This is a genomic window from Leclercia tamurae (genome assembly GCF_025566055.1).
Classification (GTDB): Bacteria; Pseudomonadota; Gammaproteobacteria; order Enterobacterales; family Enterobacteriaceae; genus Enterobacter; species Enterobacter tamurae.
Genome location: NZ_JAMHKS010000077.1, coordinates 89,352 through 109,958, shown reverse-complemented (window position 1 = coordinate 109,958; position 20,607 = coordinate 89,352). Strand labels below are relative to the sequence as shown.

Annotated in this window: 24 protein-coding genes; 15 read left to right on the top strand and 9 right to left on the bottom strand. The window is 57.2% G+C overall.

Annotated features, from left to right (window positions below):
• Nucleotides 1-28: 28 nt before the first annotated feature.
• Nucleotides 29-418, top strand: coding sequence for an inner membrane protein YbjM (locus M8318_RS18500; protein WP_262663899.1), 390 nt, complete (start codon nt 29-31; stop codon nt 416-418).
• A 13-nt stretch (nt 419-431) separates the two neighbouring features.
• Here the strand turns inward: M8318_RS18500 and M8318_RS18495 are convergent, their stop codons facing one another.
• A complete protein-coding gene (locus tag M8318_RS18495; protein WP_032617267.1) occupies nt 432-701 on the bottom strand; it encodes a GrxA family glutaredoxin in 270 nt (89 codons plus the stop codon).
• Between the two features lie 180 nt (nt 702-881).
• Between M8318_RS18495 and nfsA the strand changes: the two genes are divergently transcribed.
• The 11 genes from nfsA to M8318_RS18440 all read left to right on the top strand — a co-directional run bounded on the left by nfsA (nt 882) and on the right by M8318_RS18440 (nt 11,598).
• On the top strand, nt 882-1,604 hold the full coding sequence (gene nfsA / locus M8318_RS18490; RefSeq protein ID WP_106992519.1) for an oxygen-insensitive NADPH nitroreductase: 723 nt from the start codon (nt 882-884) through the stop codon (nt 1,602-1,604).
• 71 nt (nt 1,605-1,675) lie between these two features.
• Nucleotides 1,676-2,578, top strand: coding sequence for a 30S ribosomal protein S6--L-glutamate ligase (rimK, locus tag M8318_RS18485; protein WP_106992520.1), 903 nt, complete (start codon nt 1,676-1,678; stop codon nt 2,576-2,578).
• Between the two features lie 44 nt (nt 2,579-2,622).
• Entirely contained in the window at nt 2,623-3,099 is a 477-nt protein-coding gene (locus M8318_RS18480; RefSeq protein ID WP_262663897.1) for a YbjN domain-containing protein, read from the top strand.
• A 349-nt stretch (nt 3,100-3,448) separates the two neighbouring features.
• Nucleotides 3,449-4,561, top strand: coding sequence for a spermidine/putrescine ABC transporter substrate-binding protein PotF (potF, locus tag M8318_RS18475; protein WP_166181972.1), 1,113 nt, complete (start codon nt 3,449-3,451; stop codon nt 4,559-4,561).
• Between the two features lie 96 nt (nt 4,562-4,657).
• Entirely contained in the window at nt 4,658-5,791 is a 1,134-nt protein-coding gene (gene potG, locus M8318_RS18470) for a putrescine ABC transporter ATP-binding subunit PotG (RefSeq protein WP_262663895.1), read from the top strand.
• Between the two features lie 9 nt (nt 5,792-5,800).
• Entirely contained in the window at nt 5,801-6,751 is a 951-nt protein-coding gene (gene potH, locus M8318_RS18465; protein ID WP_262663894.1) for a putrescine ABC transporter permease PotH, read from the top strand.
• Nucleotides 6,748-7,593, top strand: coding sequence for a putrescine ABC transporter permease PotI (potI, locus tag M8318_RS18460; protein WP_262663893.1), 846 nt, complete (start codon nt 6,748-6,750; stop codon nt 7,591-7,593). The genes potH and potI overlap by 4 nt, the downstream gene beginning before the upstream one ends.
• A 59-nt stretch (nt 7,594-7,652) precedes the next feature.
• Nucleotides 7,653-8,141, top strand: coding sequence for a YbjO family protein (locus M8318_RS18455; RefSeq protein WP_262663892.1), 489 nt, complete (start codon nt 7,653-7,655; stop codon nt 8,139-8,141).
• Between the two features lie 39 nt (nt 8,142-8,180).
• Nucleotides 8,181-9,308 carry a 23S rRNA (uracil(747)-C(5))-methyltransferase RlmC gene (gene rlmC / locus M8318_RS18450; protein ID WP_262663891.1) on the top strand — a complete coding sequence of 376 codons (1,128 nt, stop codon included), beginning with the start codon at nt 8,181-8,183 and terminating at the stop codon, nt 9,306-9,308.
• Nucleotides 9,309-9,454: 146 nt separating this feature from the next.
• Nucleotides 9,455-10,147: a response regulator transcription factor gene (locus M8318_RS18445; protein ID WP_166181977.1), complete on the top strand. Its 693-nt coding sequence runs from the start codon at nt 9,455-9,457 to the stop codon at nt 10,145-10,147.
• Nucleotides 10,144-11,598 (top strand): sensor histidine kinase, encoded by a 1,455-nt coding sequence (locus M8318_RS18440; RefSeq protein ID WP_262663890.1) that lies wholly within the window; start codon nt 10,144-10,146, stop codon nt 11,596-11,598. Before M8318_RS18445 ends, M8318_RS18440 begins: the two co-directional genes overlap by 4 nt.
• Nucleotides 11,599-11,706: 108 nt before the next feature.
• Here M8318_RS18440 and artJ read toward each other — a convergent pair whose 3' ends face one another.
• The 6 genes from artJ to M8318_RS18410 all read right to left on the bottom strand — a co-directional run bounded on the left by artJ (nt 11,707) and on the right by M8318_RS18410 (nt 16,215).
• Nucleotides 11,707-12,438: an arginine ABC transporter substrate-binding protein ArtJ gene (gene artJ / locus M8318_RS18435; protein ID WP_106992530.1), complete on the bottom strand. Its 732-nt coding sequence runs from the start codon at nt 12,436-12,438 to the stop codon at nt 11,707-11,709.
• 174 nt (nt 12,439-12,612) lie between these two features.
• A complete protein-coding gene (gene artM, locus M8318_RS18430) occupies nt 12,613-13,281 on the bottom strand; it encodes an arginine ABC transporter permease ArtM (RefSeq protein ID WP_106992531.1) in 669 nt (222 codons plus the stop codon).
• The gene (artQ, locus tag M8318_RS18425; protein ID WP_262663889.1) at nt 13,281-13,997 is read right to left on the bottom strand and encodes an arginine ABC transporter permease ArtQ; all 717 of its coding nucleotides are present in this window, start codon (nt 13,995-13,997) and stop codon (nt 13,281-13,283) included. Before artQ ends, artM begins: the two co-directional genes overlap by 1 nt.
• 6 nt (nt 13,998-14,003) lie before the next feature.
• Nucleotides 14,004-14,735: an arginine ABC transporter substrate-binding protein ArtI gene (gene artI / locus M8318_RS18420; RefSeq protein WP_262663888.1), complete on the bottom strand. Its 732-nt coding sequence runs from the start codon at nt 14,733-14,735 to the stop codon at nt 14,004-14,006.
• Between the two features lie 19 nt (nt 14,736-14,754).
• Entirely contained in the window at nt 14,755-15,483 is a 729-nt protein-coding gene (gene artP / locus M8318_RS18415; protein WP_262663887.1) for an arginine ABC transporter ATP-binding protein ArtP, read from the bottom strand.
• A 213-nt stretch (nt 15,484-15,696) separates the two neighbouring features.
• Nucleotides 15,697-16,215, bottom strand: coding sequence for a lipoprotein (locus tag M8318_RS18410; protein WP_262663885.1), 519 nt, complete (start codon nt 16,213-16,215; stop codon nt 15,697-15,699).
• 116 nt (nt 16,216-16,331) lie between these two features.
• Here M8318_RS18410 and M8318_RS18405 point away from each other — a divergent pair, with 116 nt between their 5' ends.
• The 3 genes from M8318_RS18405 to M8318_RS18395 all read left to right on the top strand — a co-directional run bounded on the left by M8318_RS18405 (nt 16,332) and on the right by M8318_RS18395 (nt 18,383).
• On the top strand, nt 16,332-16,655 hold the full coding sequence (locus M8318_RS18405; RefSeq protein ID WP_106992536.1) for a heavy metal-binding domain-containing protein: 324 nt from the start codon (nt 16,332-16,334) through the stop codon (nt 16,653-16,655).
• Nucleotides 16,652-17,482 carry an N-acetylmuramoyl-L-alanine amidase gene (locus tag M8318_RS18400; RefSeq protein WP_262663883.1) on the top strand — a complete coding sequence of 277 codons (831 nt, stop codon included), beginning with the start codon at nt 16,652-16,654 and terminating at the stop codon, nt 17,480-17,482. The genes M8318_RS18405 and M8318_RS18400 overlap by 4 nt, the downstream gene beginning before the upstream one ends.
• Nucleotides 17,483-17,759: 277 nt before the next feature.
• The gene (locus tag M8318_RS18395) at nt 17,760-18,383 is read left to right on the top strand and encodes a helix-turn-helix domain-containing protein (protein WP_262663882.1); all 624 of its coding nucleotides are present in this window, start codon (nt 17,760-17,762) and stop codon (nt 18,381-18,383) included.
• Here the strand turns inward: M8318_RS18395 and M8318_RS18390 are convergent.
• Both M8318_RS18390 and M8318_RS18385 read right to left on the bottom strand, forming a co-directional pair.
• Nucleotides 18,358-18,957 (bottom strand): hypothetical protein, encoded by a 600-nt coding sequence (locus M8318_RS18390; RefSeq protein ID WP_262663879.1) that lies wholly within the window; start codon nt 18,955-18,957, stop codon nt 18,358-18,360. The two genes, M8318_RS18395 and M8318_RS18390, sit on opposite strands and share 26 nt — an antisense overlap.
• On the bottom strand, nt 18,957-20,531 hold the full coding sequence (locus tag M8318_RS18385) for an ExeA family protein (RefSeq protein ID WP_262663877.1): 1,575 nt from the start codon (nt 20,529-20,531) through the stop codon (nt 18,957-18,959). Before M8318_RS18385 ends, M8318_RS18390 begins: the two co-directional genes overlap by 1 nt.
• Nucleotides 20,532-20,607 lie beyond the last annotated feature (76 nt).

The following is a 20,607-nucleotide window of genomic DNA, read 5'->3' as shown; positions in this document are numbered from 1 at the left end:
TATTTGTCCGAAATGGCAGGGGGATAGATTGAATATTAAACGTAACTGGTCTGGAGTGGCGTGCTGCTTTTTACTCTTCACTGCGGTGTGCGTCAGTCTGACGTTCAAACTGAAGGGGGCGTTTTTTTCTGCGGGTTACCCTGGGCTGGGATTACTTTTCTTCACGTTACCGGGGATCGCTGCCAGCTTCTTCTCCCGCGGGGGAGAGGTGATCAGGCCGCTGATGGGAGCGATCCTCGCCGCGCCGGTCTGCCTGGTAGTGATGCGGATGATGTTTATCTCTTCACGGACGCTGGTGCAGGAACTGGCCTGGCTGCTGAGTGGGATCTTCTGGTGTGCGTTAGGGGCGCTGTGCTTTCTGTTTGTACGCCGGGCGCTGGAACATCGCCGTGTGAAAGTAAAAACGCCCTCAGAGTGAGGGCGTAGAAGGCTTACTGGGCTGCGAACAGGCCCAGGTGCTCTTTGGCGTAGGCTTCAAAATCGGTAAAGCCGCCGATGTGGGTCTGGTCGAGGAAAATCTGCGGAACGGTTTCAACCGGTTTACCCACGGTCTGTTCCAGGTCGGCTTTGGAGATGCCTTCCGCATGAATGTCCACGTAGCGGTAGTTAAAATCTTCACGCTCAGCGGTCAGTTTTTCTGCCAGATCTTTTGCGCGCACGCAGTAAGGGCAACCCGGACGACCAAAAATCACTGCAAACATGTTTTCTCTCCTGAAACTAAGCCAGACGGCGAATGACGCTATATTGCCGATAACTATCGGTAATGGAAAGCAGGTTCTGCCTGTTACATTGATATCTTCAGGCTATGTTTGGCCAATTACAGCCTCCTTTTCTTTGCCTATACTGGCCACATGTCAGTAACGCCCGTAAAGAGAGAGAAGATGACGCCAGTAATTGATCTGCTACGTTCCCACCGCTCCATTCGCCATTTTACCGACCAACCCATCAGCGATGCGCAGCGCGAGGCCATTATTGCCGGTGCACAGGGCACCTCCAGCTCCAGCTTCCTGCAGTGCAGCTCCATTATCCGCATCACCGACCCCGCGATGCGCGAACAGCTGGTGACCCTCACCGGCGGACAACAGCACGTCGCCCAGGCGGCGGAGTTCTGGGTGTTCTGCGCCGACTTCAACCGTCATCTGCAAATCTGCCCTGAGGCGCAGCTCGGCCTGGCAGAGCAACTGCTGCTCGGGGTGGTGGATACCGCTATGCTGGCGCAGAACGCGATGACGGCGGCCGAGTCGCTGGGGCTGGGTGGCGTCTACATCGGCGGCATCCGCAACAGCATTGAGGCGGTAACCGAACTGCTGCAGCTGCCGAAGTACGTCCTGCCGCTGTTTGGCCTGTGCCTCGGCTGGCCGGCGGATAACCCGGACGTTAAGCCGCGCCTGCCTGCGGCGATGGTGGTGCATGAAAATCACTACCAGCCGGTTGATCAAGAGGTGCTGGCGCAGTACGACGAAGAGCTGGCGAACTACTACCTCAGCCGCGCGACCAATAATCGCCGCGATACCTGGAGCGACCATATCCGGCGCACCATCATCAAAGAGAACCGTCCGTTTATCCTCGATTATTTGCATAAACAGGGCTGGGCTACGCGATAAGTTCATTCATCCTGCGCCTGCCTGCGTGTATGATACGCAGGCTTTTACGGATCATGTCTGAGAGGTGCAGGGTGAAAATTGCCATATTGTCCCGGGATGGAACGCTCTGGTCGTGTAAACGGCTGCGTGAAGCGGCGGAGCGGCGCGGCCATCAGGTGGAAATCCTCGATCCGCTGTCCTGCTATATGAATATCAGCCCGGCGGCCTCCTCCATTCACTATAAAGGGCGTCAGCTGCCGCACTTCGACGCGGTTATCCCGCGCATCGGCTCGGCAATTACCTTTTATGGCACCGCCGCGCTGCGCCAGTTTGAGCTGCTCGGCAGCTATCCTCTGAATGAATCCGTGGCGATCACCCGGGCGCGTGACAAACTCCGCTCCCTGCAGCTGCTGGCTCGCCAGGGGATCGACCTGCCCATCACCGGCATTGCCCACTCCCCCGACGACACCAGCGATCTGATCGAGATGGTGGGCGGGGCGCCGCTGGTGGTCAAGCTGGTCGAGGGCACCCAGGGAATTGGCGTGGTACTGGCGGAAACCCGCCAGGCGGCAGAGAGCGTGATCGATGCGTTTCGCGGCCTGAACGCCCACATTCTGGTGCAGGAGTATATCCAGGAGGCGAAAGGGCGCGACATTCGCTGCCTGGTAGTGGGCGATGAAGTGGTTGCCGCCATCGAGCGCCAGGCCAAAGAGGGCGATTTTCGCTCCAACCTGCACCGGGGCGGCGTTGCCCGGGTGGCAGAGATCACCTCGCGCGAGCGGGAGATCGCATTGAAGGCCGCGCAGACTCTGGGGCTCGATATTGCCGGGGTCGATATCTTACGTGCCGATCGCGGGCCGCTGGTGATGGAAGTTAACGCCTCACCGGGGCTGGAAGGCATTGAGAAAACCACCGGGGTTGATATCGCCGGAAAGATGATCGGCTGGATAGAGCGCCAGGCCACGCCGGAGTTTTGCCTGAAAACGGGCGGATAACTCACCTGCCACGCACTGTTATTTTTTTAAGAGGTTCCACCGTTATGGATTCACTCGTAGTACCGACACTTGATACCTTGCGCCACTGGCTCGACAACATGGGCGTCAGCTTTTTTGAATGCGATACCTGCCAGGCGCTACACCTGCCGCACATGCAAAACTTTGACGGCGTGTTTGATGCCAAGCTCGATCTGATTAATGACGTGATTCTTTTCTCGGCGCTGGCAGAGGTCAAACCCTCGGCGTTACTGGCCTTAGCATCGGATTTATCCGCCATCAATGCCAGTTCTTTGACCGTGAAAGCCTTTCTCGATATACAGGATGATAATCTGCCAAAACTGGTGGTTTGCCAGTCTTTCTACGCAGCCGTCGGGCTGACCTTCCCGCAGTTTGCCGCTTTCATGCAGCAGAGCGAAGAGCAGATCTCAATGGTGATGCTGGAAGCCAGCGCCCATCATCTGCTGTACAACGCTGAAGAGGGCGTTGAGCAACCTGATTCCTCGGGCAATTTTCTGCACTAAAGCTGTCTGACTTTTAGGCAGTCGCTGTCGTGGCGGCTGCATAACACCCTCGTTTGTGCTGGCTTTAACCTTTCTTTAAAGAATTATTCACCGCCATCCCGCCAATTCGGCTTATCACATAGACACTTCCTGCATAAAAAATTGTTAAAAGGCGTTTTTTAATCTGAGCTATAGCTACGGAGACAAGCTACAGTTTATTCTTGCGATGCTGTTAAATGCGAGCAGATACCGCCGCCTGAGTAACATCTTCTGCTGCAGGCAGAGTGATAAATTATGCACGTTTCTTGCATAGGCTAAGAGTGTTCATTTTTAGCGCGTTTGTTAACGCGCTTTCAGAAGGATTAACGCTATGATCGCTTTACATAAAAAATGGTTATCGGGTCTGGTTGCAGGTGCTCTGATGGCTGTCTCTGCCGGCACGCTTGCTGCGGAACAAAAAACACTGCATATCTATAACTGGTCTGATTATATTGCGCCGGATACCGTCGCCAATTTTGAAAAAGAGACCGGGATTAAAGTCGTTTACGACGTCTTCGATTCCAACGAAGTGCTGGAAGGCAAACTGATGGCGGGCAGCACCGGCTTCGACCTGGTGGTGCCGTCAGCCAGCTTCCTTGAGCGTCAGCTCTCTGCCGGCGTGTTCCAGCCGCTGGATAAAAGCAAATTGCCGGACTGGAAAAACCTCGACCCCGAGCTGCTGAAGCTTATTGCCAAACACGATCCGGATAACAAGTACGCCATGCCGTACATGTGGGCCACCACCGGCATTGGCTATAACGTTGAAAAAGTTAAAAAAGCGCTGGGTGAAGATGCCCCGGTGAACAGCTGGGATCTGGTGCTCAAGCCTGAGAACCTCGAGAAGCTGAAAAGCTGCGGCGTGTCGTTCCTCGATGCTCCGGAAGAGGTGTTTGCCACCGTCCTGAACTACCTCGGCAAAGATCCGAACAGCACCAAAGCGGATGACTATACCGGCCCGGCAACCGATCTGCTGCTGAAGTTGCGTCCGAATATCCGTTACTTCCACTCGTCCCAGTACATTAACGACCTGGCGAATGGCGATACCTGCGTCGCCATCGGCTGGGCAGGGGATGTGCTGCAGGCGGCGAACCGCGCCAAAGAAGCTAAAAATGGCGTGAATATCGCGTATTCAATCCCGAAAGAGGGGGCGATGGCCTTCTTTGACGTCTTCGCGATGCCTGCTGATGCGAAAAACAAAGATGAAGCCTATCAGTTCCTGAACTACCTGCTGCGTCCGGACGTCATCGCTCATATCTCTGACCACGTCTTCTACGCCAACGGCAACAAAGAGGCCACGAAGCTGGTCAGCGCCGAAGTGCGTGACAATCCGGGCATCTACCCACCGGCTGACGTGCGCGCCAAAATGTTCACCCTGAGCGTGCAGGAGCCGAAAATCGACCGCGTCCGTACCCGCGCGTGGACCAAAGTGAAAAGCGGTAAATAACCGTTCCTCGTAGGCCGGGCAAGCGTAGCGCCCCCGGCAACAGGCGCACCGTTCTGGTGCGCCTGCACCAGTTTGATTGATGCCGGAGAGCACCCCGTGAACGACGCGATCCCCCGCCCGCAGGCGAAAACCCGTAAAGCGCTGACCCCGCTGCTGGAAATCCGTAATCTGACTAAATCCTTTGATGGTCAGAATGCCGTGGATGATGTCAGCCTGACTATCTACAAAGGCGAAATTTTTGCCCTGCTGGGCGCATCTGGCTGCGGGAAATCGACGTTGCTGCGCATGCTGGCCGGGTTTGAACAGCCCAGCACCGGGCAGATCATGCTCGACGGCGTCGACCTCTCTCAGGTGCCGCCGTATCAGCGTCCGATCAATATGATGTTCCAGTCTTACGCGCTGTTCCCGCACATGACCGTGGAGCAGAACATCGCCTTTGGCCTGAAGCAGGACAAACTGCCAAAGGCCGAAATCACCGCCCGCGTGGCCGAAATGCTGAGCCTGGTGCACATGCAGGAGTTTGCGAAGCGTAAGCCGCACCAGCTCTCGGGCGGCCAGCGTCAGCGCGTGGCCCTGGCGCGCAGTCTGGCGAAACGGCCAAAACTGCTACTCCTCGATGAACCCATGGGGGCGCTGGATAAAAAACTGCGCGACCGCATGCAGCTGGAGGTGGTGGATATTCTCGAGCGCGTCGGTGCCACCTGCGTGATGGTAACCCACGACCAGGAAGAGGCCATGACCATGGCCGGGCGCATCGCGATTATGAACCGCGGCAAATTCGTGCAGATTGGCGAGCCGGAAGAAATCTACGAGCACCCCACTACCCGCTACAGCGCCGAATTTATCGGCTCCATGAATGTGTTTGAGGGGCTGCTGAAAGCGCGTGAACAAGACGGCCTGGTGATTGATTCGCCGGGGCTGATCCACCCCCTGAAGGTCGCTGCCGACAACTCGGTGGTGGACAACGTCCCGGTGTACGTGGCGCTGCGCCCGGAAAAAATTACCCTCTGCGACGTAGCGCCTGCCGATGGCTATAACTTTGCCATCGGGGAGGTGGTGCACATCGCCTATCTCGGCGATCTCTCCATCTATCACGTGCGTCTTAAAAGTGGGCAGATGATCAGCGCCCAGCTGCAGAACACTTACCGCTACCGCAAAGGGCTACCGACCTGGGGCGACGAAGTGCAGTTGTGCTGGGAAGCGGACAGCTGCGTTGTGCTGACGGTATAAGGAACGGCGATGAGCAAACCTGAACCTGCGACCCGCGTAGCGGCGGGCATTGATACCAGCTGGCTGACCCGCATGCAGATGGCCCACGGGCGCAAGCTGGTGATCGCCCTGCCTTACGTGTGGCTGATCCTGCTGTTCCTCCTGCCGTTCCTGATTGTGTTTAAAATCAGCCTGGCGGAGATGGCGCGCGCCATCCCACCCTACAGCGATCTGGTGGAGTGGGGGGAGAGTCAGCTGTCGATTATGCTCAACCTGGGCAACTTCCTGCAGCTGACCGAGGACCCGCTCTATTTTGAAGCCTACCTGCAGTCGCTGCAGGTGGCGGGCATCTCGACGATCTGTTGTCTGCTGCTGGCCTATCCGCTGGCCTGGGCGGTGGCGCACAGTAAGCCGTCGACCCGCAACATCCTGCTGCTGCTGGTGATTTTACCCTCCTGGACCTCGTTCCTGATCCGCGTCTATGCCTGGATGGGGATCCTGAAAAACAACGGCGTGCTGAATAACTTTCTGCTGTGGCTGGGGGTTATCGATCAGCCCCTGACCATTCTGCACACCAATCTGGCGGTCTATATCGGCATCGTCTACGCCTACCTGCCGTTTATGGTGCTACCGATCTACACCGCCCTGACGCGCATTGACTACTCGCTGGTGGAAGCGGCGCTGGATCTCGGTGCCCGTCCGCTGAAAACCTTCTTCACGGTGATTGTGCCCCTGACCAAAGGCGGGATCATCGCCGGGTCGATGCTGGTGTTTATCCCGGCGGTGGGGGAGTTCGTGATCCCGGAACTGCTCGGCGGCCCGGACAGCATCATGATTGGCCGCGTGCTGTGGCAGGAGTTCTTTAACAACCGCGACTGGCCGGTGGCTTCGGCGGTGGCGATCGTGATGCTGCTCCTGCTGATCGTGCCGATCATGTGGTTCCACAAGTACCAGCAGAAACAGATGGGAGATCACGGATGAACAACTTACCGGTAGTGCGCTCGCCGTGGCGGATCCTGATCCTGGTGCTCGGGTTTACCTTCCTGTATGCCCCGATGCTGATGCTGGTGATCTACTCCTTCAACAGCTCCAAATTAGTGACGGTGTGGGCGGGCTGGTCCACGCGCTGGTACGGCGAGCTGTTCCGTGACGAGGCGATGATCAGCGCCGTGGGGTTAAGCCTGACCATTGCCGCCTGTGCGGCGACGATGGCGGTGATCCTCGGCACCATCGCCGCGGTGGTGATGGTGCGCTTTGGTCGTTTCCGCGGCGCCAACGGCTTTGCCTTTATGATCACCGCCCCGCTGGTGATGCCCGACGTCATCACCGGTCTGTCGCTGCTGCTGCTGTTTGTGGCGATGGGGCACGCCATCGGCTGGCCGTCGGATCGCGGCATGTTGACCATCTGGCTGGCCCACGTCACCTTCTGTACCGCTTACGTGGCGGTGGTGATCTCCTCGCGGCTGCGCGAGCTGGATCACTCCATTGAAGAGGCGGCGATGGATCTGGGCGCCACCCCGCTGAAGGTGTTCTTTATCATCACCCTGCCGATGATCATGCCGGCGGTGGTCTCCGGCTGGCTGCTGGCCTTTACCCTGTCGCTGGACGACCTGGTGATCGCCAGCTTTGTCTCCGGCCCGGGGGCGACCACGCTGCCGATGCTGGTCTTCTCCAGCGTGCGCATGGGGGTCAACCCGGAGATTAACGCCCTGGCGACGCTGATTCTCGGCGTGGTTGGCATCATCGGGTTGATTGCCTGGTATCTGATGGCGCGGTCTGAAAAACAGCGCCAGCGCGATATCCAGCGTGCAAGACGCAGCTGAAGCTCCTAAAATCTGCAAAGAAGCGTAATTGAGATGCCGCGTTAACGCGGCATCGTTTCATGGAAGACATCACGTTGGAATTTTTCACTAAAACAAGTCAGTCACATGCCCGTCTGAATGTTCCTGCTCTGGTGCAGGTGGCGGCGCTCGCCATTATTATGATCCGCTGCCTCGATGTATTTATGATTTTCAATACCCTGGGCATGCGTGGCATGGGCGAGTTCATTCACCGCAGCGTCCAGACATGGAACCTGACGCTGGTCTTTTTTGCCAGCCTGATGCTGGTGTTTATCGAAATCTTCTGCGCCTTTTCGCTGGTGAAAGGGCGGAACTGGGCCAGGCTCATCTACTTCCTGACCCAGGTTGTCGCCACCGGCTATCTGTGGGCCGCGTCGCTGGGCTACGGTTATCCGGAGCTGTTCAGCATTCCCGGCGAGTCGAAACGCGAGATCTTCCACACCCTGGTGATGCAAAAGCTGCCCGATATGCTGGTGCTCGGCCTGCTGTTTGTGCCCGCGGCCAGCCGACGGTTTTTCCGTCTGCAATAACGTGTATAATCGCTGCCCCAGACGTATTAAGGTTTCGTTATGCAGTGCGCACTCTATGACGCCGGTCGCTGCCGCTCCTGTCAGTGGATAGAGCAGCCGGTCTCTTCTCAACTTTCCGCCAAGATGGCCGACCTGCAGACCTTGCTGTCTGACCTGCCGGTGGCGGAGTGGTGCGCGCCGGTCAGCGGGCCGGAACAGGCATTTCGCAATAAAGCCAAAATGGTGGTCAGCGGCAGCGTCGAAAAACCGCTACTCGGCATGCTGCACCGGGACGGCACCCCTGTCGATCTGACCGACTGTCCGCTCTATCCAGCCTCGTTTGCCCCGGTCTTTGCTGCCCTGAAACCCTTTATTGCCCGCGCGGGCCTCACGCCTTACAACGTGGAACGCAAGCGCGGCGAGCTAAAGTACATTCTGCTCACCGAAAGCCAGCTGGATGGCGGGATGATGCTGCGCGTCGTGCTGCGCTCCGACGCCAAACTGCCCCAGCTGCGCGCGGCGCTGCCGTGGTTGCAGGAACAATTACCGCAGCTGAAGGTGATCACCGCCAACATCCAGCCGGTACATATGGCGATCATGGAAGGCGACGAGGAGATCTTCCTCACCGACGCCCAGGCGCTGGCGGAACGCTTTAACGACGTACCGCTGTGGATCCGCCCCAAGAGCTTTTTCCAGACCAACCCGACCGTTGCCAGCCAGCTGTACGCCACCGCCCGCGACTGGGTGCGCCAGCTGCCGGTCAACCATATGTGGGATCTCTTCTGCGGCGTCGGCGGCTTTGGCCTGCACTGCGCCACCCCGGAGATGACGCTCACCGGGATTGAAATTTCCGCCGAGGCGATTGCCTGCGCCACTCAGTCTGCTACCGAGCTGGGGCTGACGAATTTGCATTTCCAGGCGCTCGACTCGACGCAGTTCGCCACCGGCCAGGGCAACGTGCCGGATCTGGTGCTGGTCAACCCCCCGCGGCGCGGCATCGGCAAGGCGCTGTGCGAATACCTGAGCCAGATGGCCCCGCCGTTTATTATCTACTCCAGCTGCAATGCGCAGACGATGGCGAAAGATCTCCGGGATCTGCCGGGGTATCGCGTTGCACGCGTGCAGCTGTTCGATATGTTCCCGCATACTGCGCACTATGAAGTGCTGACCCTGTTAGTTAAGTCCTGAGACCTTACCCGGCCTACGGTTTTGTAGGCCGGGTAAGGCGCAGCCGCCACCCGGCAAAACCCCGCACAATGTTAAACAAAATGTGAACGTTTCCCGCCGCGGAAATCGGGTAAGCTTTACCTGTTAAGATTCAATAAGGTTGACCGATGAAGCAGATCCTGCTGGTGGAGGACGACGGCGATATCGCCGCGTTGCTGCGCCTCAATTTAGAAGACGAAGGTTACGTAATTACCCACGAGGCGGACGGGGGCAGGGCGCTGCACCTGCTCGGACAAACCCACTGGGATGCGGTGATCCTCGACCTGATGCTGCCCAACGTTGACGGGCTGACCCTCTGCCGGGCGATCCGCCAGCGCGATCACTACCTGCCGGTGATTATTATCAGCGCCCGCAGCAGCGAAACTGAACGTATTCTGGGCCTCGAAACCGGGGCCGATGACTACCTCGCCAAACCTTTCTCGGTGCAGGAGCTGGTGGCGCGGATCCGGGCGCTGTTCCGCCGTCAGCAGGCGATGGGTCAGCAGACGTCCGGGCTGATTACCGCCCACGGCCTGACCATCGACCCGCTGGCCCGCAGCGTTCTGCTGCATGGCGAGCCGATCGACCTGACGCCGCGTGAGTTCGATTTACTCTACTTTTTCGCCCGTCATCCCGGGGAGGTCTTCTCCCGTCTGGCGCTGCTCGAACAGGTGTGGGGATATCAGCACGAAGGCTACGAACACACCGTCAACACCCACATCAACCGCCTGCGGGTAAAAATTGAGAAAGACGCCGCCGAGCCGGAGGTGATCCGCACCGTCTGGGGTAAAGGCTACCGGTTCGCCAGGGAGGCGGAATGACGCGCCGTCTGACCCTGCTGTTTATTCTGCTGCTGACGGGCTGTGCAGCGGTGGCCTGCGCGGTGCAGCTCTGGACCAGCATGCAGTACGGCAACGCCATAGTGCAGCGCCTCTCCGGCGGGCTGGCGCAGCACATCGCCCAGCGCGAAACCCTGCTCGATGCCAACGGACAGGTCGATCGCACCCGGCTCAAGCCGCTGTTCGACAGGCTGATGACCTATAACCCTAGCGTAGAACTTTACATCCTCTCGCCGGACGGGGAGATCCTCGCCGATGCCGCGCCGCCGGGGCATATCAAACGGCAGAAGCTCACTGTTGCGCCGGTGCAGCAGTTTCTCACCGGCGGGATGATGCCGGTTTACGGGGACGATCCCCGCACCCTGACGGGAGAGAAGGTCTTTAGCGCCGTGCCGCTGCATCAGGACGGCGTGCTGCGCGGCTACCTCTATATCATTTTGCAGGGCGAGGAGCTGAACGCGCTGGCGGAGCGGGCGTGGCAGAAAACGCTGTGGAGCACGGTGGTCTGGTCGCTGCTGCTGGTAGCCCTTTTCGGCGCGCTGGCGGGGGGCCTGGTCTGGTACTGGGTTACCCGGCCGGTGAAGCAGTTAACCGACGAGGTGAGCGGCCTTGATCGGGAAAGTATGCACGTCATTAAGCAACTGGCCGCCCAGCCTCAGCAGGTCGCCCCCTCTGACGAGGTGGCCCTGCTGCGTAACACCTTTATTGAACTGGCGCAGCAGATTGCCAGCCAGTGGGATCAGCTGGCGGACAGCGACCGGCAGCGCCGGGAGTTTATCGCCAATATCTCCCACGATCTGCGCACGCCGCTGACCTCCCTGCTCGGGTATCTGGAAACCCTGTCGCTGAAATCCGGCACGCTGTCACCGCAGGAGACCCAGCACTATCTCTCTATTGCCCTGCGGCAGGGGCATAAGGTTCGCCATCTTTCCCAGCAGCTGTTTGAACTGGCACGCCTGGAGCACGGCAGCATCAAGCCGCAGCGCGAGCGCTTTGCCATTGGGGAGCTGATCTCCGACGTGGCGCAAAAATTTGACCTCGCGGTGGAGACCCGCCAGCTCAGGCTGCATATCGACGTGCCGCGCCAGCTGCCGATGATCAACGCCGATCTGTCGATGATCGAGCGGGTGGTGACCAACCTGCTGGATAACGCCATTCGTCATACCCCGCCGGGCGGCGAGATCGGCCTCAAAGTATGGGTCGAGGATGAGCAGGTGCAGGTGGAGGTGAATGACAGCGGGCCGGGTGTCGATGACCATCTGCGCGATCAGCTGTTTATGCGGCCATCCGCGCTGAGCCAGCAGGCGTCACGGGATAATCGCGGCGGGCTGGGGCTGTTGATCGTCAAAAGAATGCTGGAGTTGCATGGGGGAGGGATCAGGCTGATGGAGGCGGCGAACGGAGCCAGTTTTCGCTTCTTTGTGCCGCTGTGAGTAACGCCGGGTGGCGGCTTCGCCTTACCCGGCCTACGGATGGTGCGTTTTGCGGTTTTGTAGGCCGGGTAAGCGTTAGCGCCACCCGGCAAAACAGGCACAACAATCTTACTGCGGGAACCACTGGTCGCTGATTTTCTGGTAGGTGCCGTCCGCTTTAATCGCTTTCAGCGCGCCGTTCAGTTTCTCCACCAGGGCTTTATTATCCGGACGCACAGCGATGCCCAGACCGGTGCCGAAGTACTGCGGATCGGTCACTTTATCGGTAGCGGTGCCCAGCTGCGGGTTGGTTTTCAGCCACTCGTTCACTACCGCCGTGTCACCAAACACGCCATCGATACGGCCATTTTTCAGGTCGATAATCGCATTCTGGTAGCTGTCATAGGCCACGGTTTTCACTTCCGGGTGTTTATCCTGGAGGTATTTCTGGTGCGTGGTGCCGTTTTCCATGCCGATGCGTTTGCCTTTCAGCTCATCAAAGGATTTGTAAGCCCCTTTCTTCGCAATCACTACCGCAGAGTTGGCGTAGTACGGGTCGGTGAAGGCCACCTGCTTGCTACGATCCGGGGTGATGTCCATGCCCGAAATCACCGCGTCATATTTTTTGAATTTCAGAGCCGGGATCAGGCTGTCAAAGGCGTGGTTAGTAAAGGTGCACTCGGCCTGCATCTGGGTACAGAGCGCTTTCGCCAGGTCGATATCAAACCCGACGATCTGGTTGCTGGCATCCAGCGATTCGAATGGCGGATAGGTCGCAGAAACGCCGAAGCTGATTTTATCGGCGGCAGAGGCGCCGGCGGCGAAGGTTGCCAGTAAAGCGGCCAGAACTAACTTTTTCATTGTGAAGCTCCCGTCTGTCAATCTTGTCATTATATGCCGTGTCTGCGGCTGGGAGTTACAATGCCATCTAATGAATTTGTATGCAATAAAAATGATTAAATATTATTTATTCCATAAAAAAAGGCGGGCTGTTGTTAGACTTGCCCGCCTTTATTAATCATATTGTATGCAGTTTTAGTTGCGACGCTCGAACGCCAGCGCTCTACGCTCAACCAGACGCATCAACAGCGTCAGCAGACCGTTGACCACCAGGTAGATCACCCCGGCGGCACCAAACACCATCACATCATAGGTGCGTCCGTACAGCAGCTGTCCATGGCCCATCACCTCCATCAGGGTGATGGTGTAGGCCAGGGAGGTACTCTTGAACACCAGCACCACTTCATTGGAGTACGAGGAGAGGGCGCGCTTGAAAGCGTACGGCAGCAGGATCGCCAGCGTGTCCTTCTTGCTCATCCCCAGCGCACCGCAGGACTGCCACTGCCCGTCCGGAATAGCGCGAATGGCACCGTAAAACAGCTGCGTGGTATAGGCGGCGCTGTTCAGCGACAGGGCCAGCAGGGCGCACAGCCACGGCTCGGAGAGCAGATGCCACAGCACCGGATACTCCTGCAGCGTCGGGAACTGGCCCGGGCCGTAGTAGATCAGGAAGATCTGCACCAGCAGCGGCGTACCGGTAAACAGGGTGATGTAGGCGCGCACAATCCACACCAGCACCGGCGTTTTCAGCGTCAGGATGATGGTGAAAATCAACGCCAGCACCAGCGCCACGATAATCGAGGCGACGGTCAGCGTCAGGCTGGTGTGCAGCCCTTTCATCAGTTCGGGTAAGTAATCCAGCATCAGCCTGGTCTCCGTTCAAAACGCGTCGCACGCAGGTCAATACGCTTGAGAATGTACTGACTGAGCAACGTGATCACCAGGTAGATAGCCGCCGCCACGATGTACCAGGTAAAAGGCTCCTGGGTACGGGTGGCAATGCTTTTGGTCTGCAGCATCAGGTCGTTAACGCTGATTAAGCTCACCAGGGCGGTATCTTTCAGCAGTACCAGCCACTGGTTACCGAGCCCCGGCAGGGCATGACGCCACATCTGCGGCATCACCAGACGGAAGAAAATCGCCGTTTTCGACAGCCCCAGCGCCTGACCGGACTCCCATTGACCTACCGGCACCGCTTTCAGCGCGCCGCGCAGGGTCTGCGAGGCATAGGCGGCGTAGAGCAGGGAGAGGGCGATCACGCCGCACAGAAACGGGCTGACGTCGAAGTTTTCGATCTGCATCTGAATCGGGATCTGCACCACGCCAAGGTTGAGCGTAAAGCCGTCCGACAGCATCAGCAGCAGCTGTGACGAGCCGAAATAGATAAACAGCACCACCAGAATTTCCGGCAGGCCGCGAAGAAGGGTCACCAGTGCAGAGCCGGCCCAGGCGACAGGTCGCCACTTAGCCGACTCCCACACGGCAAAGATCATCGCCAGCACCAGGCCGATAATCAGCGCACAAACGGCAAGGCCGACGGTCATCCCGGCGGCGCTTGCTAATGGAAAAAATTCGTTCATCAGTTTTTACTTCTGGAACCATTTTTTGTAGATGGAATCGTACGTGCCATCTTTCTTCACTTTTTCCAGCGCGGTGTTGAATTTCTGCTGCAGCGCGGTGTTACCCTGGCGCACGGCAATACCCAGACCGGTGCCGAAGTAATCTTTATCCGTCACTTTATCGCCAACCGCAGCCAGCTTGTCGTTGGCCTTCAGCCATTCGGTGACCACCGCGTTGTCGCCAAAGACGGCGTCGATACGGCCATTCTGCAGATCCAGACGGGCGTTCTGGTAGCTGTCGTATGGCACGGTAGTGATTTCCGGGTGCTTATCCATAATGAATTTCTGGTGGGTGGTGCCGTTCTGCACGCCCACTTTCTTGCCTTTCAGTGCATCAATCGACGCGTATTTACCCTTCTGCCCGATGAACAGGGCGGAGTTCTCGTAGTACGGGGTACTGAACAGAACCTGCTTTTCACGCTCCGGAGTGATATCCATACCGGCCATCACCACGTCGATACGACGGAATTTCAGGCTCGGGATCAGGCTGTCGAAAGACTGATTCGCGAAGGTACAGGTGGCGTCGATCTCTTTACACAGGGCGTTAGCCAGGTCGACATCGAAGCCCACGATCTTGTTGTTGGCATCGATAGACTCAAACGGAGGGTAGGAGGCTTCGGTGGCGAAACGAATGGTCTCGGCAGCGGTGGCAGAAAGGCTAACGCTTGCAAGCAGGGCGGCAATCACTATTTTTTTCATTGTCGTTCTCTCGATTCGATTAGTGAGACAGATAATTTCTGAACGCGTCGGTCTGCGGCTGGGCAAAGCAGCTCGCATCCCCTTGCTCAACGATATGACCGTTTTCCATATAGACCACACGACTGGCGGTTTTACGCGCTACTTCCACTTCGTGGGTCACGATCACCTGAGTAATCTTTGTTTCCGCCAGCTCGCGAATGATGCTGACGATCTGGGCGGTGATTTCCGGGTCCAGCGCGGCGGTCGGCTCATCAAACAGCAGCACGGCAGGCTCCATCATCAGGGCGCGGGCGATGGCCACACGCTGCTGCTGACCGCCGGAGAGGTGCAGCGGATAGCGATCGCTGTACGGCTTCAGGCGCAGACGCTCCAGCAGCTTCTCGGCACGGGCCAGCGCCTGCTCTTTGGAGAGACCCAGCACGCGGCAGGGGGCCTCGATCAGGTTCTGCTGCACGGTGAGGTGCGGCCAGAGATTGTATTGCTGGAAGACCATACCGACGTTCTGACGCAGATCGCGGATCGCTTTTTCAGACGGCGCTTTGGCAAAATTAAAGTGATTACCGGCGATATCCAGCGTACCGGAGCGCGGCATTTCAAGCAGATTGAGAACGCGAAGCAGCGAGCTTTTACCCGCGCCGCTGGGGCCTAACAGCACCAGCGTTTCGCCCTCAGGACAATTCAGTGTGATGTCGAACAGCGCCTGGTGTGCGCCGTAGAAGCAGTTAATGCCGTTTAGTTGAATACTCATCGGGGCAGTCTTTACTCATCCAGGCAATCTATAGCAATTGAGGCCGCAAATAGTACCGTTCACAGAATAGTTATGCAATATAACTGCGTTAAAAGTTAAATATAAACCGTATCTATTGCTAAACATAGCACAAAGTAGCGAGCGGAGATGGCGACGAGAATAAATGTCGGCATTCCTCACGAAATGCCAGACATTTTGCGGGGTTTTATCTGCTTAACGGTTCTCTATGGACTGGCGCAGGGTGCCCGCCGGGGCATGGACGCTGCCGCCGAGGTAGCGCACGTCGTCAATCGCCCAGCACTCTCCCTCGCGGATCATCAGCACTTCATCCTGCCAGGTTTCGTTACCCTGGGTCAGTTTCACCCGCAGCGGAATGTTGCGCGCATCGGTATTGGGGATGGTCGAGGCGCTGGAGACGTCGGCCGTTTGCGGCGGGGTGGTGCGACTGGAGAACGGATCGACTTTCAGCAGATTTTGATGCTGCGGATCGCGGCTGGCATTGCTCAGCAACAGCGCCAGGTCATCGCTCAGGTACGGGCGCAGCGCGGTGAGGTCACTGCTGCGGTGCGAAATGCGGTAGTCATAGAACTGTTGGGCCACGGCATCCGGACCGCCGGTGATGCAGCTGCCGCTGCGGGTCCCAATATCCTTGAAGGCCGGGGTGACCGGGGTGGTGCAGGCGCTGAGCAGCAGCGCGCAAGGCACTAAAAGCGTCAAAGCAGAATAGCGCATGTTGATTTCCTTATGAGGCTGCAATAATTAACTAACCTTTAAATCATAGCGTAACGATCCGATAATGGTTTTGTTCTTAATTGGTTAGGCACGTAATGCGTAATAAGGAGACGAACATGCAATTCTCAACCACCCCAACCCTGGAAGGGCAGCCTATCAGCGAATACTGTGGCGTAGTGACCGGTGAAGCCATTCTTGGGGCCAATGTTTTCCGCGACTTTTTTGCTGGTATCCGCGATATCGTCGGTGGTCGCTCAGGCGCCTATGAAAAAGAGCTGCGTAAAGCCCGTGAGATCGCCTTCAAAGAGATGGGCGAGCAGGCGAAGGCACTCGGTGCCGATGCCGTCGTGGGTATCGATATCGACTACGAAACCGTGGGTAAAGACGCCAGCATGCTGATGGTCAGCGTCAGCGGCACGGCGGTGAAAACGCGCCGATGAAGTGTGCCATTGTGCCCGTCCTGCTGGCGTTGTTGCTGGCAGGTTGTGCGACAGAGAAAGGCGTCGTGGACAAAGGTGCCTATGAGCTGGATACCCGGCGTCAGGCCCAGGCGGCCTACCCCCGCGTCAAGGTACTGGTGATTCACTATACTGCCGACGACTTTGACAGCTCCCTCGCTACCCTGACCGATAAAAACGTCAGCTCCCACTATTTGATCCCGGCGATCCCGCCCCAGCACAACGGCAAGCCGCGGATCTGGCAGCTGGTGCCGGAGCGCGATCTGGCCTGGCATGCCGGGGTCAGCTTCTGGCGCGGCGCGACCCGGATTAATGACACATCTATTGGAATCGAGCTGGAAAACCGCGGCTGGCAAAAAATCGACGGACAAAAGCGCTTCGTCCCGTTTGAACCTGCGCAAATAGCGGCCCTGATCCCGCTGGCGAAGGACATTATCCAGCGCTACGACATCAAACCGCAGAACGTGGTGGCCCATGCGGACATCGCCCCGCAGCGCAAAGACGACCCGGGGCCGCTGTTCCCGTGGCAGGCGCTGGCGCAGCAGCGGATAGGGGCCTGGCCAGATCCGGCCCGGGTGGCGTTTTACCTTAACGGGCAGCCGCCGTATCAGCCGGTAGAGACATCGGCGTTACTCGATTTATTAGCCCGGTATGGGTATGAGGTGCCGGAGAATATATCTCCTGCACAACAGAAAAGAATAATAATGGCATTTCAAATGCATTTTCGTCCGCAATTATGGAATGGTGTTTCTGATAAAGAAACAATGGCCATTGCCGAAGCGTTGCTGGAAAAATACGGGCAAGGATAGCCCTGATTAATAACCCTTTTTGAGTAATTTTACCTTATCCTCCTTAAGATTAATCTTAAGTACATCCGCAATTCATTTTTAGTTAATTGACTTAAAATTACCCGCATTTAATATGTACACATAGCTTGCTAAGCAATTTAGCAAATAAAAATAATATGAGAGTTACTCTCAATAGAATGTACATCTTCTCTTTATCTGAATCTGATCCCTTTTTATTGCTGCGACATGTATGTTGCCGCACCCCGTTATATATAAAAAATTGAAAACAGGCATAATAATGTTAAGTATCTACGGTATTAATAGTCGTCCGCAACAGGCGATAGACGCGATTATTGCTGCAACCGCTGATTGTCCGGAAAAAACGTTAAAGAAATGGCAGAAAATCATTACCGCTGACACTAATTATATTCATATTGTGGTCAGTGGCGAAGTGGAAATCCGCCGGATATCCGATGAGTTAAGCATGTTTACCATGCGTACTCAGGGCATTTTAGGTGTCGCTTCCGTTTACAATAATGCTGCCCATATGTACGGCATTGCCCGCACCCCCACCGTGATCCGCACCATCAAAAAAACCGACTTCGAACGTATCATCCGTGAAAATAACCTCTGGGCTGATCTGACTCAGGTTCTGGTCTGGTATATCGGTATCCTCACGAAACGTGATGATATTCTTGTCGCCCGCAGCGCCTATTCTGTAGTACGTGAATTCCTTCTCGAAATTAACGATTTGATCGTTTTACATAAACGCGATGTAAACGTTTATGACTACATTCAGGAATACACTAACCTTGCCCGCAGCACTATTATTAAAATTCTTTCCGACCTCAAGAAAGGTCACTATATTGTGGTTGAAAAAGGTAAGTTAATTACCATCAATAGTCTGCCGGAACGTTACTGAAATTTACCCGCCCGATCTCCTTCGACTCAACCGGAGGAGATTTTTTTAACTCTTGTCCTGTATCCAACGTCTCATCGTCCGGCTGTGGCGGTATTTTCCCTTGAGAATAATCTAATTGCTGTTCTTTCACGGCCTGCATAAACCGTTCCTGCAATGAGAGGGTATGAACCTCTTCCTGTGTGTCGGGCAGAGCCTGATCCAGCGGTATTCCGTCCGGAGCCTGTTGCCAGTCGGCCTCATTATCCGCTATCGGGCTCTCTTCCGGGGCGGGTAGCGGTGCTATCGGCACAGGTTTTGGCTTCGGCTGCGGGAAGGGCTTCGATACATAGACATAGTGCATATCCGACACCTGGGTTTCAGGCGCAGCGACGGCCGCCGGTTTTGGGGCGGGCGCCGGATGGCGCAGATCCTGGTAAAGATGGGCGTAGAGCCCGGCGATCGCCATCGCGCACAGACAGAACAGCGTCGCCAGCAATCCTCCCAGAATGCGTTTTATCGACGGCAGGCGGTAAGAGAACCACACCGCCTCCCCGGTGACATAGCTGCGCTGGGCAGCAAGACATATCGTGGACATTATGACTTTTTCCCTTCAACCGGCGCAGCGGTAGCGCTGTCGCTCAGTGATGTCAGAATGGCGGGTGTGGTGTGGTTGACGCGCATCAGCTGCATCAGGGTATCTTCCCCCGGCAGGCCGTCAACGTGCAGGTGCATGTTTTGCTGGAATTCCTTAGTTCGTGCCTCCAGCGTTTGCGTCCAGATGTGGGTGTGCGTTTCGGGCGCATTCAGGGCCTGGCTCAGTTGGGCATCGATCCAGCTCACGTCCTGGCTGTCGCTGGCGGCGGTGATCGCCTCTTTGCCTGACGGCGTCAGACGGTGCAGCAGGGTATAATTGCCGGTGGCGTGCTGGCTGAACCAGTTCCGACTCACCTGCCAGGTGCGGTTGTTCATCAGCAGATCGAGAGAATCTTTCCCGACCCGCGCCACCACCGCATAGTTGAGATGATCCCCGGTTTTCAGCTCGCCGATCCACGGATACCCCTCCTGCTCCAGCGTGCCCAGCGGCGCGCTGCCCTGTTTACACTGCATGTTCACCCGGCCAGCATTCTGGCACAGGGCCTCCTCGGCGGACGCATCGTACCCCCACATGGTGTACAGCTGATGCATGGCATCCGGCTGGTTCACCACCTCGCGGTCAATCGCTGGCTGCACAGGTGCCTGAGGTTTACTCACCTTAGTGATCCAGCGTGCTGGCACCGGCGGTTTGAACGGCAGCGCCCCGGTGATAGCCCCAGAGAAATGCCAGCCGCAGGCCGCAAACATCACGCAGGCGAACAGCCCCACTGTGAGCCGTCTGTTGCTGCGTTTAACCGGTAACACTTCTCCTGCCGCAAGGCGCAAATGGCGTGTCCCCACCAGCCCGGCACGTTCAGTCCATGCGGCCAGCAACGCCAGGTGCGCCAGCGCGTTAAGCTGGCTGACGGAACCTTTGGTCAGGGCCTGCATCCGACGAATGCGGGCCGGTGTGAACGGCGAGGTATCCGCGCCGTGGTGGGCAATCTGTTCCTGAATATAGTGAAGAGTCTCGCGGCCGGTGAGGGCGCGCAGCGTATGGCGCGTATGCATCCGGGCGCCGAGGCCGGTATCGGCCAGCAGACGCGCCTCCTGATCCGGAGTGCCGGTCAGCAGGATCGTCAGCGGCAGATCGCACTCCTGTGCCCGCGTCAGCAGCATGCCCAGAACCTCCCAGCTGTTGTCGCGCATCGCCTGGACTGCAGAAATACTCAGCACCAGGCCCTGGGTGCGACAGCGCGGGAATGCCTCATGCCATTGGCGCAGCACTGCATCAATGGCATGAAGTCTGTTTTTGGCATCGGTGTTCTTCGGATTGAGCTTATAGAGCAGGGCGCTGGCGCTCAGCTTCGGAAAAGCATTGATCGCCACCCTGGCCGCGGTCTGCGCCAGCAGTTCACTGCTGAACTGGCTGAGCAGGGATTCGTCGTCGGAAAACAGCCCCATGATCCCCGGCGTGCGCGATTTGTCCTTCAGCATGCCGAACACATCCTGATGGTAGGGCACGAAGAAGGCCCCCGCAGAACGCGTCACCTTGCTGAAAGGCTGACTGGCGAATTTAAAATGGCTCAGATACATAACGACACACCCTGGGATGAGAGAAACAGATATTCGCTGCCGAAAGTACGGGATGGTGCAAGGAGGGTCAAATGGC

What these genes read in the sequence shown, in the direction of transcription:
- M8318_RS18495 (WP_032617267.1), bottom strand. Translation starts at nt 701, where the DNA reads ATGTTTGCAGTGATTTTTGGTCGTCCGGGTTGCCCTTACTGCGTGCGC.
- nfsA (WP_106992519.1), top strand. Translation starts at nt 882, where the DNA reads ATGACGCCAGTAATTGATCTGCTACGTTCCCACCGCTCCATTCGCCAT.
- M8318_RS18480 (WP_262663897.1), top strand. Translation starts at nt 2,623, where the DNA reads ATGGATTCACTCGTAGTACCGACACTTGATACCTTGCGCCACTGGCTC.
- potF (WP_166181972.1), top strand. Translation starts at nt 3,449, where the DNA reads ATGATCGCTTTACATAAAAAATGGTTATCGGGTCTGGTTGCAGGTGCT.
- potH (WP_262663894.1), top strand. Translation starts at nt 5,801, where the DNA reads ATGAGCAAACCTGAACCTGCGACCCGCGTAGCGGCGGGCATTGATACC.
- potI (WP_262663893.1), top strand. Translation starts at nt 6,748, where the DNA reads ATGAACAACTTACCGGTAGTGCGCTCGCCGTGGCGGATCCTGATCCTG.
- M8318_RS18455 (WP_262663892.1), top strand. Translation starts at nt 7,653, where the DNA reads ATGGAAGACATCACGTTGGAATTTTTCACTAAAACAAGTCAGTCACAT.
- rlmC (WP_262663891.1), top strand. Translation starts at nt 8,181, where the DNA reads ATGCAGTGCGCACTCTATGACGCCGGTCGCTGCCGCTCCTGTCAGTGG.
- M8318_RS18445 (WP_166181977.1), top strand. Translation starts at nt 9,455, where the DNA reads ATGAAGCAGATCCTGCTGGTGGAGGACGACGGCGATATCGCCGCGTTG.
- M8318_RS18440 (WP_262663890.1), top strand. Translation starts at nt 10,144, where the DNA reads ATGACGCGCCGTCTGACCCTGCTGTTTATTCTGCTGCTGACGGGCTGT.
- artJ (WP_106992530.1), bottom strand. Translation starts at nt 12,438, where the DNA reads ATGAAAAAGTTAGTTCTGGCCGCTTTACTGGCAACCTTCGCCGCCGGC.
- artM (WP_106992531.1), bottom strand. Translation starts at nt 13,281, where the DNA reads ATGCTGGATTACTTACCCGAACTGATGAAAGGGCTGCACACCAGCCTG.
- artQ (WP_262663889.1), bottom strand. Translation starts at nt 13,997, where the DNA reads ATGAACGAATTTTTTCCATTAGCAAGCGCCGCCGGGATGACCGTCGGC.
- artI (WP_262663888.1), bottom strand. Translation starts at nt 14,735, where the DNA reads ATGAAAAAAATAGTGATTGCCGCCCTGCTTGCAAGCGTTAGCCTTTCT.
- artP (WP_262663887.1), bottom strand. Translation starts at nt 15,483, where the DNA reads ATGAGTATTCAACTAAACGGCATTAACTGCTTCTACGGCGCACACCAG.
- M8318_RS18410 (WP_262663885.1), bottom strand. Translation starts at nt 16,215, where the DNA reads ATGCGCTATTCTGCTTTGACGCTTTTAGTGCCTTGCGCGCTGCTGCTC.
- M8318_RS18405 (WP_106992536.1), top strand. Translation starts at nt 16,332, where the DNA reads ATGCAATTCTCAACCACCCCAACCCTGGAAGGGCAGCCTATCAGCGAA.
- M8318_RS18400 (WP_262663883.1), top strand. Translation starts at nt 16,652, where the DNA reads ATGAAGTGTGCCATTGTGCCCGTCCTGCTGGCGTTGTTGCTGGCAGGT.
- M8318_RS18395 (WP_262663882.1), top strand. Translation starts at nt 17,760, where the DNA reads ATGTTAAGTATCTACGGTATTAATAGTCGTCCGCAACAGGCGATAGAC.
- M8318_RS18390 (WP_262663879.1), bottom strand. Translation starts at nt 18,957, where the DNA reads ATGTCCACGATATGTCTTGCTGCCCAGCGCAGCTATGTCACCGGGGAG.
- M8318_RS18385 (WP_262663877.1), bottom strand. Translation starts at nt 20,531, where the DNA reads ATGTATCTGAGCCATTTTAAATTCGCCAGTCAGCCTTTCAGCAAGGTG.